General features: G+C 68.5%; 8 protein-coding genes. 2 read left to right on the forward strand and 6 right to left on the reverse strand.

The features are described from left to right. Positions 1 to 4: 4 nt before the first annotated feature. Positions 5 to 421 carry a hypothetical protein gene (locus H7J86_RS20685; protein ID WP_267293150.1) on the reverse strand — a complete coding sequence of 139 codons (417 nt, stop codon included), beginning with the start codon at positions 419 to 421 and terminating at the stop codon, positions 5 to 7. Between H7J86_RS20685 and H7J86_RS20690 the strand changes: the two genes are divergently transcribed. Continuing rightward, on the forward strand, positions 390 to 4,694 hold the full coding sequence (locus tag H7J86_RS20690) for a cadherin-like domain-containing protein (RefSeq protein WP_267293152.1): 4,305 nt from the start codon (positions 390 to 392) through the stop codon (positions 4,692 to 4,694). The two genes, H7J86_RS20685 and H7J86_RS20690, sit on opposite strands and share 32 nt — an antisense overlap. Here the strand turns inward: H7J86_RS20690 and H7J86_RS20695 are convergent. Both H7J86_RS20695 and glnA read right to left on the reverse strand, forming a co-directional pair. Next, on the reverse strand, positions 4,691 to 7,657 hold the full coding sequence (locus H7J86_RS20695; protein WP_267293154.1) for a bifunctional [glutamine synthetase] adenylyltransferase/[glutamine synthetase]-adenylyl-L-tyrosine phosphorylase: 2,967 nt from the start codon (positions 7,655 to 7,657) through the stop codon (positions 4,691 to 4,693). The genes H7J86_RS20690 and H7J86_RS20695 overlap by 4 nt on opposite strands. A gap of 31 nt (positions 7,658 to 7,688) precedes the next feature. Next, entirely contained in the window at positions 7,689 to 9,029 is a 1,341-nt protein-coding gene (gene glnA, locus H7J86_RS20700) for a type I glutamate--ammonia ligase (RefSeq protein ID WP_090353738.1), read from the reverse strand. Between the two features lie 102 nt (positions 9,030 to 9,131). On the opposite strand from glnA, the gene H7J86_RS20705 reads away from it, so the two are divergent. Further along, complete coding sequence (locus H7J86_RS20705) at positions 9,132 to 10,190, forward strand: ABC transporter permease (protein ID WP_187096082.1); 1,059 nt, start codon at positions 9,132 to 9,134, stop codon at positions 10,188 to 10,190. A gap of 10 nt (positions 10,191 to 10,200) precedes the next feature. Here H7J86_RS20705 and H7J86_RS20710 read toward each other — a convergent pair whose 3' ends face one another. From H7J86_RS20710 to H7J86_RS20720, 3 genes are all read right to left on the reverse strand, one after another. Further along, positions 10,201 to 11,751 carry an alpha/beta hydrolase gene (locus H7J86_RS20710; RefSeq protein WP_267293156.1) on the reverse strand — a complete coding sequence of 517 codons (1,551 nt, stop codon included), beginning with the start codon at positions 11,749 to 11,751 and terminating at the stop codon, positions 10,201 to 10,203. A gap of 106 nt (positions 11,752 to 11,857) precedes the next feature. Next, on the reverse strand, positions 11,858 to 13,366 hold the full coding sequence (locus tag H7J86_RS20715) for an alpha/beta hydrolase (RefSeq protein ID WP_267293158.1): 1,509 nt from the start codon (positions 13,364 to 13,366) through the stop codon (positions 11,858 to 11,860). A gap of 47 nt (positions 13,367 to 13,413) precedes the next feature. Next, entirely contained in the window at positions 13,414 to 14,826 is a 1,413-nt protein-coding gene (locus tag H7J86_RS20720; RefSeq protein WP_267293160.1) for a WS/DGAT/MGAT family O-acyltransferase, read from the reverse strand. Between the last annotated feature and the right edge of the window lie 80 nt (positions 14,827 to 14,906).

Genomic DNA, 14,906 nt, shown 5'->3' on the forward strand with positions numbered 1-14,906 from the left:
CACATTATGTCGGGCGAGTCGGCGCACTCGCGGTCGCCCTGGGTATCGGAAGTGCGGTAGCCACAGCCCCCGCGATCGCCTGGGCGGAACCCGAGGGCGCCGACAGCCAGACCTCGACTTCTACGGCTGAGGCGACCAGCACGGCGACGCAGGCCGGCGACACCGCCACCGCCACCGAACCCACCACGGCGGCGGCCACCACGGCAGCGGCCGCCACCACGAGCCCGACCACGAAGGCCGCCCCGAAGAAGTCCCGGAAGAACGACCGGAAGCACAGCGCCTCCCCGACGGCCAAGACATCATCGCCCAAGACCACCGCCGCGGCGGCCACCGCGCCGCAGGCGTCCAGCACCCCCGACACCACCAGCGCGGCGACGGCCACCACGGAGGTGCGTGCGCTGCCCACCGCATCCGCGGTCACCACGACCACGCTGAGCACCGCCACCGCCACCATCGGTTCGGCCCGCGCCACGGCGGTCACCCCCGCAGTGGTGGTGGCCCGCGCCGGCGCCGCGATCAGCACCGCGCTCAACCAGTTCTTCGCCCGCATCCTCGGCGCCGTCCATTCGATCGTCTCTCCCCTGTCCTGGACCATGGCAGCCGCCGCGCGGCGCGAGATCGGTCAGACCGAGGACACCAGCATGAGCCTGGCGACGGCCACCGCCGTGGCCAACCAGCAGCCGGTCGTCGACGCACCGGTGCTCGGCGAGCCCGATCCCACCACCGGCGCGGTGTCCGGGCAGATGGTCGCCACCGACCCTGAGGGCAAGACGCTGAGCTACGCCCTCGTCACCGGCCCCACCCTGGGCACCGTGACAGTCAGCAAGACCGGCAACTTCACCTATACACCGACTGCGGCACAACGTGTTTCGGCGGCAGTCACATCGGAGCCCGATGCCGAGTTCACCGTCTCGGTGTACGACGGCACCACCGCCAAGGTGCTGAGCACCGTGGCGGTTCCCATCGACCCGACACCGGTCCATCTGCTCAGCCCGGTGAGCACCGGCCAGGTCAGCGCCGTGGCCGCCACCAACACCCGCGCCTACCTGAGCAACAGCGCCACCGGCACGGTCACCGTGGTCAACACCCTCGACGGCACCGTGGTCACCACCATCGCGGTGGGCGGCAACCCCGTCGGCATCGCGGTCAAACCCGACGGCAAGTTCGTCTACGTCGCCAACACCAACTCCATCTCGGTCATCGACGCGGCGACCAACACCGTCAGCCGCACCATCGCCCTCACCATCACCCCGACGAGCATGGTCATCGCGCCCAACGGCGGCACCCTGTACGTCGGCAATGCCACCGGCAAGATGGCGAAGGTCAGCACCTCGACCAACAAGATCACCGGGTGGGTGTCCGCGGTGGGCGTCACGTCGGTGATCGTCAGCCCGGACGGTAAACGGGTCTACGCCACCACCCCGTCCGGGATCGTCGCCTACACCGTGTCCACGGGCACCACGAAACTCGTTGCCGTAGCCGGCACTTCGCCCACCGCCATCGCGGCAAGCAAGGACGGCAAGAAGCTCTACGTCCTCACCGACGGCAGCACGGTGAACGTGCTCGACACCGGCAAGTTCACCTCCCTCGGCACATTCGACACCACCTCGGCGGTGCGGGCGGCGACGGTCAACAAGGACGGATCGCTGCTGCTGGTCACCACCCAGAGCGGTGATCTGCAGGTGTACGACACCGCGACCAGCACACTGCTCACGACGCTGCACACCGGTGACACCGTGAACGGTATCGCCGCCAGCCCCGACGGTATGCAGCTCTACACCGCGGGTGATACCGCCATGGGTGTGGTGTCGCTGGTCCCGGCCAATGTGACACCGGTGGTGAGCCTTCCCAGCAGCACGTCCAGCGTGGTCACCGGGGTGATCAGCGGAGCGACCGGGGTGACCGACGCCGACGGCGACCCGCTGGCGGTCACGGTGCTCACCAAGCCGACCAAGGGCACGGTGACCTTCGGCACCGACGGCACCTTCACCTACACCCCCACCGCCGCAGCCAGGCACAAGGCCGCCGCGGACACCGCGCTGACCGCCGACCTCACCGACACGTTCACCTTCACCGTCAGCGACGGTCGCCGCGGCGTCGTGCAGCAGACCATCACCGTCACGGTGGTTCCGGCGAACAAGACGCCGACGTTCAAAACGACCACCGGTAGCCCCAATTCGTCGACCGGTGTGGTCACCGGGTCGGTCAAGGGCACCGACGGTGATGCCGACAAGCTCTACTACGACGGCACCCTCGCGACGTTGACGGGCACCGTGGTCGTCGGCGCGGACGGCAAGTTCACCTACACCCCGACGGTCACCGCGCGGCATGCCGCAGCCGCCGGTGGACCCACCACCGACACCTTCGCCGTCACCGTCGACGACGGCCACGGCGGTGTCCTTTCCGTACCGGTCACGGTGACCATCCGCCCGAGCAACGCCGCGCCCACCGTGGCCACCGTCAGCACCCTGACGACCAGTTCCACCACCGCACGGGTGACCGGCCAGATCAGCACCACCGATGCCGACAACGACACGCTGGCCTACACGGCCACCGGCGCCACCAAGGGCACGGTGGTGGTCAATGCCGACGGCTCGTTCAGCTACACCCCGAACGCGGCGGCCCGCGCCCTGGGCACGGGCACAGACACGTTCACCGTCACCATCAGTGACGGCCACGGCGGCACCCGCGCGGTCACCGTCAAGGTCAATGTCGTTGCCTCGGCTGCCGGTAACGCCCTGCCGGTGAACCCGACCTACTCGACCAACGTGAACACCACGACCGGCGTCGTCACCGGACAGATCGGCGCCACCGACGCAAGCACCCTCACCTATGCGCGCGAAACCGACGTGGCCGGTTCGCTCGGCGGCGTCACCGTCAACTCCGACGGCACCTACACCTACACCCCCAGCCCGGTGGCCCGCTACAACGCCTGGTTCACCCCGGGCGCCGACGTCGCCACCTTCACCGTGTCCGCCTACGACGGCCAGGACGGCATCCCGATCGATGTCACCGTGCCCATCACGGCGTGGCACCCCGACAGCGACGGCACCCTCACCCTGGCGGAGCTGAAGGCGCTGTCCGGGGCCGAGGACGTCGATGTCACCCTGACCTCCAGTGGCAAGGTCCGCGCGATCTCCGGCACCTTCACCGTCAGCACGGTGTCCGGCGCCGCCGACGCGGCGGCCGTCCTGAACAAGGTCGCCGGACTGCTCGGAGCACCAACCGGATTCGCCGATCAATCCCGGATCACGGTGTCGTCGGTCGACTACTCCGGCAGCGTCTTCTACCGGCTGAGCCAGACCGTGAACGGTGTGCCGGTGGTGGGCAGCGAGGTGGTGCTCTCCACCGACAGCGCCGGCCGCGTGACCGGGCTGGTGAGCAACTACGACCCTGCGATCAGCACCGTGAACACCACGCCCACAGCCGGTCTCGCCACCGCTGCTGCCGCCGAAGCGATCGCCAAGGCCGACGCCGTCAGCGACTTCGGCGGAAGTCCCAGCCAGGCCACCAAGGATGCCTTCGCGGCGACCTTGATCTTCGACACCGACCTGGTCATCTACGACCAGGATGTCAGCACGAACCTGAGCACCGGCGCGCGGTGGAACCCGGCCACCCTGGCGTGGCGGGTGACAGTCTCCTCGGACCCCGCCAGCCCGTACCCGTCGGTCGGCGCCACCTACTACATCTACGCCAACGGCACCAAGGCCGGCACCATCTTCTCCGACTTCTCCAGCGCGCAACAGGCTTTGGCGCCCATCCGGTCGTCGGGCACCGACCTGCAGGGCAAGACCCGCACCGTCAGCGCGGGCAACACCGGGACCGCGTTCGTCCTGAGCGACCCGACCCGCAACATCACCACCTACGTGACCACCTACGTCGGCACCGGCTGGGTGGGCCAGCCCAGCATCCCGGGCAGCACCGTCACCTACTCCTCCAGCTGGGGCACCTCGGCCGTCTCCGCACAGTCCAACATGACGCGGGTGTACGACTACTACACCTCGGTCCTCGGTCGGGATTCCTACGACGACAACGGCGCTGCTGTCGTGCTCAGCATCGACTACAACCCCAGCGGGTCGTCGGCGGCCGGGTGGCGCAACGCCGCCTGGACCGGTCGCGAGCTGGTCTTCGGTGACGCCGGGAACACCCAGGCCGCCCTGGATCTGGTCGGCCACGAATACACCCACGCCGTCATCCAGTATGTGAACGGCCTGGCCTATCTCGGCGATTCCGGGGCGCTCAACGAGGCCTACGCCGACATCATGGGCGCTCTGATCGAGAACAAGACCGGAAGCGGCAGATGGCTTTTCGCCGAGGACGCGGCGGGTAATCCGTACCGCAGCATGGAGGATCCCTCGGACTACAGCCAGCGGGAGAGCTACCCCCAGCGCTATATCGACCCGTGCGGCTGCACCGACAACAACACCGACGATTTCGACTATGTGCACAGCAACAGCGGGATCCTGTCCTTCGCCGCGTACAAGATGATGGACGCCACCAAGAACGAGGTGTCCGGCGAACAGTGGGCCCAGGTGTACTACGAATCGCTGTACAGCCTGCCGTCGACGGCGTCCTATATCGACGCCCGCTACGCCATCCTCAGCAGTGCCCGCGCCAACGGGTTCACCGCCAAGCAGATCGCCGCGATCAAGGCGGCCTTCGATGCCGTGGCAGTCACGACGTCGGCGCTCTAGGCTCCGAACACCTTGCGCACCACGGCTTTCGCCCGCCTGGTCACGCGCAGGTAGTTGTCCAGGAACTCGCCGCCATCACCGTTCTTCCACCCCGAGGCCAGGGCCACGGCGTTGAGCTGGCGGCCCGGTCCGGGCAGCTGATCGGTCGGCTTGCCCCGCACCAGCACCAGCGCGTTGCGGGCCCGGGTGGCCGTCAGCCATGCCTGGCGCAGTTGATCGATATCGCCCTCGGCGATCAGTTCGGCGGCCCCGATCGCGTCCAGCGTCTCCAGGGTCGAGGTGTTGTGCAGGGCCGGGATCTTGTCGGCGAAGCGCATCTGCAGCAGCTGCACCGTCCACTCGACATCGGCGAGCCCGCCCCGGCCCAGTTTGGTGTGGGTGTTCGGATCGGCCCCGCGCGGTAACCGCTCGGCATCGATGCGGGCCTTGATGCGCCTGATCTCCTGGACGGTCTCCGGTGAGATGCCGCCCTCGGGGTAGCGGGTCTTGTCGATCATCCGGAGGAAGCGCTCCCCCAGATCCGGGTCACCGGCCACCTTGTTCGCGCGCAACAGGGCCTGCGTCTCCCAGGGTTGCGCCCACTGTGTGTAGTACGCCTCGTACGACGCAAGGGTGCGCACCAGTGAGCCGTTGCGGCCCTCGGGGCGCAGTCCGGCGTCCACCTCCAGCGGCGGATCCGAGCTCGGTGTCCCCAGCAGTGTGCGCACCTGCTCGGCCACCCCGACCGACCAGCGCACGGCCGCCGACTCGTCGGCGCCGGCAGCGCCTTCGACGGGCTCACACACGAACATCACATCGGCGTCGGACCCGTAGCCCAGTTCGCTGCCGCCGAGCCGGCCCATCCCGATCACCGCGATTCGCGCGGGGGCGCCGCCCGCCGGCGTCCGGTCCCTGATCACCACGTCCAGCGCCGCTTGGAGCACCGCCACCCAGATCGAGGTGAGGGCACGGCACACCTCGGTGACCTCGAGCATGCCGAGCAGATCCGCCGAGGCGATCCGGGCGAGCTCGCGGCGCCGCAGGGTGCGCGCCGCGGCGATGGCGCGGGCCGGATCGGCGTGCCGCGCAGCCGAAGCCACCAGGGCCCGCCCCACCGCATCCGGATCGACCTCGAGCAGTTTGGGCCCCTGCGGTCCGTCGGCGTAGAGCTGGATGACCTCCGGTGCCCGCATCAACAGATCCGGCACGTACGCCGACGTCCCCAGCACGTGCATCAGCCGTTTGGCCACCGCGCCCTCGTCGCGCAGGGTGGACAGGTACCACCGCAGGTCGCCGAGTTCCTCGCTGATGCGCCGGTAGGACAGCAACCCCGCATCCGGGTCAGGAGTGTCCGACAGCCAGTCCAGCAGGGTCGGCAGCAGGACCTTCTGCACCTGCCCACGCCGGCCGCTCTCGCTGGTCAGCGCTGCCAGGTGGGTCAGCGCGCTCTGCGGCCCCTCGTAGCCGAGCGCGGCCAACTGCCGTTCGGCCGCCTCGGTGCTCATCGCATGGAAGCCTTGTTTGCCCACCGATTCCAGCAGCGGCTGGTAGAACAGCTTGGCGTGCAGGCGCGACACCCGCATGCTCTGGCGCTTGAGTTCCTCCCGCAGCACACCGACGGCGTCGTGCCGGCCGTCCGGGCGCACATGCGCGGCGCGCGCAAGCCAGCGCATCGCCTCCTCGTCACCGTCCTCGGGCAGCATGTGGGTGCGCTTGAGCCGCTGCAGCTGCAACCGGTGTTCGAGCAACCGCAGGAACTCGTAGGAGGCGGTCATGTTGGCGGCATCGTCGCGGCCGACATAGCCCCCGGCCCCGAGTGCGGCCAGCGCGTCGACGGTCGACGCCACGTGCAGCGAGTCGTCGTTGCGGCCGTGCACCAGTTGCAGCAGCTGCACCGCGAATTCGACATCGCGCAGCCCGCCGGTGCCGAGTTTGAGTTCGCGGGACCGCACCCCCGCGGGCACCAGTTCCTCCACCCGGCGCCGCATCGCCTGCACGTCGGCGACGAAATCCTCACGCTCACAAGCGGTCCAGACCATCGGCATCAGGGCGGCGATGTACTGGGCCCCCAGTTCGGCATCGCCGATGGCGGCCCGGGCCTTCAGCAGCGCCTGGAATTCCCACGTTTTCGCCCAGCGCTCGTAGTAGGCGATATGCGACTCCAGGGTGCGCACCAGCTGGCCGCGCTTACCCTCGGGACGCAGGGCGGCGTCCACCTCGAAGAAGGTGTCGCTGGCAAAGCGCATCATCTCCCCGGCCACCCGGGTGGTGAGGGTGTCGGCGTTCTCGGCGACGAAGATGACGTCCACATCGCTGACGTAATTCAATTCGCGTGCACCGCATTTGCCCATCGCGATGACCGCGATCCGCGGCCCCGGGGTATCCGCGCCGCACACCGATGCGGTGGCCACCGCCAGCGCGGCGGCCAGCGCGGCGTCGGCCAGGTCGGACAGGTGCGCGCCGACGGTACCGAATTCCACGACCGGTTCGTTCTCCACGGTCGGCGCCAGATCCAGGGCGGCCAGCACCAGCAGCCGGTCCCGGTACAGACTGCGCAACGAGGCTTGTACCGATCGGATGTCGGTGGTGCTCTGCGCGACCGCGACGAACTCCTTGCGCAGCTGCGCGGCGTCGGGCAGGGTCACCCGGCCGGCCAGCAGGTGCCAGGACTGGGGCCGCGCCACGAGATGGTCGCCGAGTGCCGCCGATCCGCCGAGCACCGCGAACAGCCGACCGCGCAGCGCCTTGTCCTTGAGCAGCGCCCGGTTGAGTTCATCCCAGCCGCCGCCCAGTTCGTCGGCCAACCGCACCATGGTCCGCAGCGCGGTATCGGCGTCGGGGGCGCGCGAGAGCGACCACAGCAGTTCGACGTACTCGTCGGTGTTCCAGCCGAGCCGGTCCAGCCCGGCGCGTGCGGGTGCTTCTACCAGCCCGAGCCGGCCCACGCTGGGCAGCTTGGGGCGCGATGTGGCGGGTTTGGGCACGCCCAAACGTTACCTGGGGCGAGCGAAGCGACTACAGCGACAGGTAGTTCTTCAGCTCGAACGGGGTGACGGTGCTGCGGTAGTTCTCCCACTCGGTGCGCTTGTTGCGCAGGAAGTAATCGAAGACGTGCTCCCCCAACGCTTCCGCGACGAGTTCGGAACCTTCCATCTCGGTGAGGGCGACACCCAGCGAGGACGGCAGTTCGCGGTAGCCCATCGCCCGGCGTTCCTCGGGCGTCAGGCTCCACACGTTGTCCTCGGCCTGCGGCCCGAGCGCGTAGTTCTTCTCGATACCGCGCAGGCCGGCGGCCAGCAGCACCGCGAAGGCCAGGTACGGGTTGCAGGCCGAATCGGGACTGCGCACCTCGATACGCCGGCTGGACGCCTTGCGCGGGGTGTACATCGGCACACGCACCAACGCCGACCGGTTGGACGCGCCCCATGACGCGGCCGTGGGCGCCTCGCCACCGTGCACCAACCGCTTGTAGGAGTTCACCCACTGGTTGGTGACGGCACTGATCTCGGTGGCGTGTTCCAGGATGCCGGCGATGAACGACTTGGCCACATCCGAGAGTTGCAGCGGGTCGTCGGGGCTGTGGAAGGCGTTGTTCTCGCCTTCGAACAGGCTCATGTGGGTGTGCATGGCCGAGCCCGGGTACTCGCCGAACGGCTTGGGCATGAACGACGCGCGCACCCCGTCGGCCAGCGCGACCTCCTTCACCACATACCGGAAGGTCATCACGTTGTCGGCCATGGAGAGCGCGTCGGCGTAGCGCAGGTCGATCTCCTGCTGGCCGGGCGCACCCTCGTGGTGGCTGAACTCCACCGAGATACCCATCTGCTCCAGCGCGTCGATGGCGTGCCGGCGGAAGTTGGGGGCCGCGTCGTGCACGGCCTGATCGAAGTAGCCGCCGTTGTCGGCGGGAATCGGCACCGAGCCGTCATCTTCGCCGGGCTTGAGCAGGAAGAACTCGATCTCCGGATGCACGTAGCAGGAGAAGCCCAGATCACTGGCCTTGGCCAGCTGGCGGCGCAGCACATGCCGGGAGTCCGCCCAGGAGGGCGAACCGTCGGGCATGGTGATATCGCAGAACATCCGCGCCGAGTGGTGCTGACCGCCGCTGGTGGTCCACGGCAGCACCTGGAAAGTGGACGGGTCGGGTCGCGCCACGGTGTCCGATTCGTACACCCGGGCGAAGCCCTCGATCGACGAGCCGTCGAAGCCGATGCCCTCTTCGAACGCACCCTCCAGCTCGGCGGGGGCGATCGCCACCGACTTGAGGTATCCGAGGACGTCGGTGAACCACAGCCGCACAAACCGGATATCGCGTTCCTCCAGCGTGCGCAGCACGAATTCCTTCTGGCGGTCCATGACCGAAGCCTAGGCAGCGGCTGTTAAATCCGTGTTACACGCGAGGATCGGCTTCGCGCGGGCGGCGCGCGATCTGGCGTGATGGCGTGATTCAGTACAGCGGTGAGCAGTCCATCCCACCAAGACCTGGCGGCCGCCGCGGAGTTGCGCACACTGGCCGATTCGCTGGGTGCCGCGACTGCTGCGGCAGCCGCCGCCGAATGGGGCGACGACACCGCCTTGCGCGCCGAGGCCGCCAAGGCGCGGTCCACCCTGGCCACGCTGACGCAGCTGCACGACGACGCCATCGCCGAAGCCCCGGCCGAGGTGGTGCACGCGGTGCGCCGCGCCCGGGTGGCGGTGGCCGAAGCCGTCGTGCAAGTCGCCCAGGCCCGTGCGGTGCACCCCAGCCGGGTCCCACCGGTGCGGCCGTCGCTATCGGGCGGCGTACGCCGGGTGGCCGACGAGGTCCGCCATATCGTGGCCGACCGGCCGCGCGCGGTGCTGCTGCGGATCGTGATCACCCTGGGCGTCAGCCTGAGCTTGGTGGCGTTCTATCACCTGACGGGTCTGACCCGCTACGACGCGGGCCGGCTGACCCTGTACCTGTTCGCCGCGGTGGTCGGCAGCGTCGTGTGCACCAACGCGTTGTGCTTCGAGGCCGACCGCGTGCGGCGCGCGCTGGTCGCCGGCGACCCGGTGTGGCGGGTACTGGTGACCAAGAACCTCGCGATCGCCGCGGCGGTGCTGGGCGCGGGCCTGCCGGTGATCACCGTGCTGGCCGTGGCGGGCGACGGCAATTTCGTCGCGATGGTCGACCAGCTGCTCACCATGGTCTTCATCTGGCTGGGTGCCGCCAATGTGTTGTCGGTGGTGTATCCGCTGCGCCACGAACCGATTTCGGCGCGCCTGCACGACGGAACCTGGCTACCGTTCGCGTTCTCCTTCGCCCTGTCCTACGGGGTCGGGCTCACCGTGAACCTGATGATCTACTGGCGGTTGTGGTCGCGCCAGACGGCGTCACGCGAGCTGGTCGGCGGGGACTGGGCGGCCTTCGCCCTGGTGCTGGGCAGCGCGCTGAGCAGTTGGGTGCTGCTGACCGTGTTCGCCGTCACGTGCAGCCGCCATCCCCGGCTGCGTGCCCGACTGTCCCGCGAAATGGTTGCCTACCAGAAGAATTGAGTTCAGCACCTCAACACTGCAGGCCGGCAGGTGGTGGCGTCAGCGCGGTCAGGAAGTTCACCACGGCGGTGTCCACGCAGGCGTCGCCGTTGAACACCACGGTGTGCTGGGTGCCGTCGAAGGTGATCAGCGAGGCATCGAGTTCACGGGCCAGGTCCACCCCGGCCTGGTACGGCGTCGCCGGGTCGCGCGTGGTGGACACCACCACGGCCTTACCCGCCGGCAGGGCGGACGCGTCATGGGGCACGGTGGTCGGCGGCACCGGCCACAGCGAGCAGATATCGCGCGGCGCATATCCGGTGAACGTCCCGTACTCCATGAACGGCGCGGCCGCGCGGGCCCGCTGATCGGCCTCGGCCCACACCGCCGGATCCTTCGGGTAGGGCCCGTCCACGCAGCGGATCGCGGCGAACGCGTCCTGCTGGTTTCCGTAATGGCCGGCCGGGTCCCGGTTCCAGTACTCGTCGGCCAGCGTCAGCAGGTCACCGGCGTCGGTGCCGCGGGCCAGCCCGAGCAACCCACTGGTCAGGTACTTCCAGTACCGCTTGGTGTAGAGCGCGTTCGCGGTGCCGGTGATGGCATCGGCGTAACCCAGCCCGCGCGGGTCCGAGGTGCCCCCGGGACGCAGCACCAACGGGTCGATCAGCTGGTGGTAGCGGTTGGAGAACTGGGCGGGGTCGGTGCCCAGCGGGCAGTCCGGTGAGCGTGCGCAGTCGGCGGCGTAGTCGTTGAACGCCGCTTGGAATCCGGCCAGCTGGTTGATGTTCTCGTTGATGGGATCGGTGCCGGGATCGACGGCCCCGTCGAGCACCATCGCCCGGACTCGGTCCGGATAGCGATCGGCGTAGGCGGCGCCCAGTTCGGTGCCGTAGGAGAACCCGAGGTAGCTGATCTGTTCCTCGCCCAGTGCGGCGCGCACCACGTCCATATCCCTGGCCGCCGACGCGGTGCCGATACTGGCCAGGAATTGCGGACCCATCCGGTCCAGGCAGGACTGGGCAAACTGCCGGTAGACATCCTCGATATGCGCCACCCCGGCCGGGCTGTAGTCGGCCAACGGCTCGCGGCGGTAGGCGTCGAACTCCGCGTCGGTGCGGCACCGCACCTGCGGGGTCGAATACCCGACACCGCGCGGATCGAAGCCGACCAGGTCGAAACCCTGCGCGATGGGGGATCCGGCCAGGGCGACCGCCATCCCGGCGACGGTGTCGACCGCCGACGCGCCCGGGCCGCCGGGGTTGACCATCAGCGTGCCGATCTTCTGCCCGCTGGCCGGGACCCGGATCACGGCCAATTGTGCTTGTGCGCCTTGCGGATTGGCGACGTTCGGGTCCACCGCATTCCAGTCCACGGGCACCGCCACGTCGGCACACTGCGCCGTCGGCAGCAGGCGCTCGATCTCGGGGCCGGCGCCGAGGAAGCGCTGACAGCTCCCCCACACCGCCGGCCGGCCGTACACCGATTCAGGTGCCGCCACCGCGGGTGCGCACAGCACGCCGGCCACAATCGGGAGGGCCAGCAGCATTGCGAAAATCCTGCCCGCCAGCCACATGGCGCTCATGTTTGCACAGCCCGTGGGCGGGGTCGCCCGCAGTATCCCGCCGGTGATGATCAGCAACCAGACAGTGACGGGGCCGTTATCAAAGACGCGCGACCGGCGCGGCTACTCAGCAGCGGCTGCCTTCCGGTGGCACCGCCACGTCCACGAGGTATTTGGCGGCGATCGCGTCCACGCAACTGTTGCCCTGGAACACCACGGTGTGCTGGGTGCCCTCATACGTCAGCAACGTGCCGCCCAACTGCTTGGCCAGATCGACACCGGCCTCGTACGGCGTCGCCGGGTCGTTGGTGGTCGACACCACCAGGGTCGGCGGCAGGCCGGACACCTTCAACTCGTGCGGTGTGGAGGTCGGCGGCACCGGCCAGAAGGCGCACGTGCCGAGCGGGGCGTGCCCGGTGAACTCGCCATAGCTCATGAACGGAGCGACCTCGCGGGCCCGGCGGTCCTCGTCGATGACGGTGGCGCGGTCGGTGATGGGCGGCTCGTCGACACAGTTCACCGAGATCCGGACATCGGTCGAGTTGTTGTAGTGACCGTCGGCGTCGCGGCCCATGTACAGGTCGGCCAGCGCCAGCATGGTGTCGCCGTGCCCCTTGGTCAGCTCGGTGAGCGCCTGGGTGAGGTGGCGCCACAGGTTCGGCGAGTACAGCGGCAGGATGGTGCCGACGACGGAGTCGCTGTAGCTCAGGCCGCGCGGATCCTTGGTCGGGGCCGGCTTGTTCACCAGCGGGTCGACCAGCGAGTGGTAGACGGCGACAGCCTTGGCGGGGTCGGTGCCCAGCGGGCAGTCCGACTTGGTCGCGCAATCGGCGGCGTAGTTGTCGAACGCGGTCTGGAACGCCTTCGCCTGGCGGATATCGGCCTCCACCGGATCGGCGTTCGGGTCCACCGCGCCGTCGAGAATCATCGCGCGCACCTTGTCCGGGTACCGCTCGGCGTACTCCGCTCCGATGCGGGTGCCGTACGAGTAGCCCAGGTAGGTCAGCTTGTCATCGCCGACGGCCTGCCGCATCGCTTCGAGATCTTTTGCCACGCTTACGGTTCCGATGTTCTCCAGGAACTCGTCGCCCATCTTCTCCTGGCAGCGGGCGACGAAGGCCTTGGTCTCGGACTCGATATGGGCCACCCCCTCCGGGGTGTAGTCGACCTGCGGGTCGGCCCGGATCCGGTCGTTGTCGTCGTCGGAGTTGCACCACAGGGCCGGCTTGGACGAACCGACACCGCGCGGGTCGAAGCCGACCAGGTCGAAGCGCTCACGCACCGAGTCGGGCAAGGTGCCCACCATCGACACCGCGGCGTCCACCCCGGACTCCCCTGGCCCGCCGGGGTTGACGAACAGGGTGCCGACCTTCTGACCGGTGGCCCTGAAGCGGATCATCGCCAGTTGAGCGACCTCACCGTCGGGCTTGTCGTAGTTCACCGGTACGGACAGGAAGCCACAGTCAGCACCCGACGGTATGCGCGCTTCACCCGAGCCCGCCTTGCACGGTGACCATTGCACCGGGCTTCCGGGCCGGGGCGCAGAGATCACCGCTCTCCCGTCGACAACATTGCTGCATCCTGTGACAAGGAGCAGCACCATGGCGGCCGCGACGACGCCGCGCGTGAGCTTCATGGCTGACCATGCTGCCATGCGCCGATATCGGTGCTGGTGAGCGCTACCTAGACGCGGTTGGTCGCGTCGAGCAACTCATCGAGGGCGAGGGCGAAGTCGTCGGCCATGTCCCACAGATCGGGTAGCAGCTCGGGACAGGAGATGATGCCGATATCGAGCTTGCCGTTGAGCGACATGACCGTGATGTTCAGCCCCGAGCCGTGGAAGATCGGACCGAGCGGATACATCGCCTTGACCTCACAGCCGAGCAGGTAGAGCGGAACCTGCGGGCCGGGCACGTTGGAGACCACCAGATTGTGCACGGGTGCCGCCGCCGACAGGTTGCTGCGGGCGTAGACACGCATCGCGATACCGAACACGGCGGGCGCGGCGAACTGCGACCAGTCCTGCAGCAGTGTCGCGCCGATCGCGGAACTATGTTGCTTGGCAGTTGAATTGGCCGCCGAGATGGCTTTCAGCCGATCAACTGGGTCGTCCACGTTGGTGTGCAGCGAGGAGAACATCCCCGACACCTGATTGCGGCCGGGCCGGTCGGATTTGTCGTGCACCGACACCGGGATCATGGCCACCAGCGAGGATTCCGGCAGTTCGTCGCGGTCGAGCAGGTAGCGGCGCAGCACCCCGGACACCAGTGCCATCACCACATCGTTGACCTTGACCCCGAAATGGGCTCGCACCTTCTTGATATCGCCCAGGTCGAGCTCGGCGAACGAGATGTTGCGGTGCCCGGTGACATTCGCGTTGAAGGTGGTCTTCGGCGCGGCGAACGGCGCGGCCATGGCGAGCCCCTTGGTGGCCCGGCGCGCGGTGTCGATGACCGTGGACAGAGTGGAGGGCAGCATGTTCACCAGCTTCAGCGGCCGGGTGGCGAACGTGAGGGCGCCGTTGACGGCGATCTCCAGTTCGGATGCGCTTCCGGCCCCTTGCACCGGGTCCGGCGGCGGGGCGTCGGGTTCGGTGCTGCACAGCGTCGACATCAGGTTGGCGCCGGTGACGCCGTCGACGGCGGCGTGGTGCACCTTGGTCAGCAGGGCCAGCTTTCCGCCGGCGTGGGCATCGGTGCCCGCGATGTTCTCGATGACCCACATCTCCCACAGCGGCCTGCTGCGGTCCAGCGGCAGCGACGCGATATGCCCGCAGATCTCGGCGAGTTCGGCGCGCCCACCAGGTGCGGGCAGCCCGATCCGGTGCAGATGGCGCTGCACGTCGAAATCGTTGTCCTCCACCCACACCGGATGATCGGGGTTGAACCTGCTGTCGGCGAGTTTCTCCCGGAACTCCGGCATCGCCTTGATCCGCATCGCCAGGTCGTCGCGCAGCCGGTCGAAGGTGTAGCCGCCGGGCATCGTGGCGGTGTCCAGTTCCAGGATCGAGCAGACGTGCAGAGGCTGCGCCGCGGTTTCGAGGTAGAGGAAACTGGCGTCGAGACCGCTCAGTCGTTGAAGTGCGCGCCTTTGCATGAGGCCGATGGTAGGTCCGCGCCGCGACGGTGTGAGGAAATCCACTTAACCCGGCGTTCAACTTCACGGGTCCGGGTGGC

Origin of the sequence: Mycobacterium hackensackense (assembly GCF_025822555.1) — a bacterium.
GTDB lineage: Bacteria > Actinomycetota > Actinomycetes > Mycobacteriales > Mycobacteriaceae > Mycobacterium > Mycobacterium fluoranthenivorans.

Bases quoted from the DNA above. Each gene is read 5' to 3' on its own strand.
- H7J86_RS20720 (WP_267293160.1), bottom strand. From the start codon at position 14,826: ATGCAAAGGCGCGCACTTCAACGACTGAGCGGTCTCGACGCCAGTTTC.
- glnA (WP_090353738.1), bottom strand. From the start codon at position 9,029: ATGGACCGCCAGAAGGAATTCGTGCTGCGCACGCTGGAGGAACGCGAT.
- H7J86_RS20715 (WP_267293158.1), bottom strand. From the start codon at position 13,366: ATGAAGCTCACGCGCGGCGTCGTCGCGGCCGCCATGGTGCTGCTCCTT.
- H7J86_RS20710 (WP_267293156.1), bottom strand. From the start codon at position 11,751: ATGAGCGCCATGTGGCTGGCGGGCAGGATTTTCGCAATGCTGCTGGCC.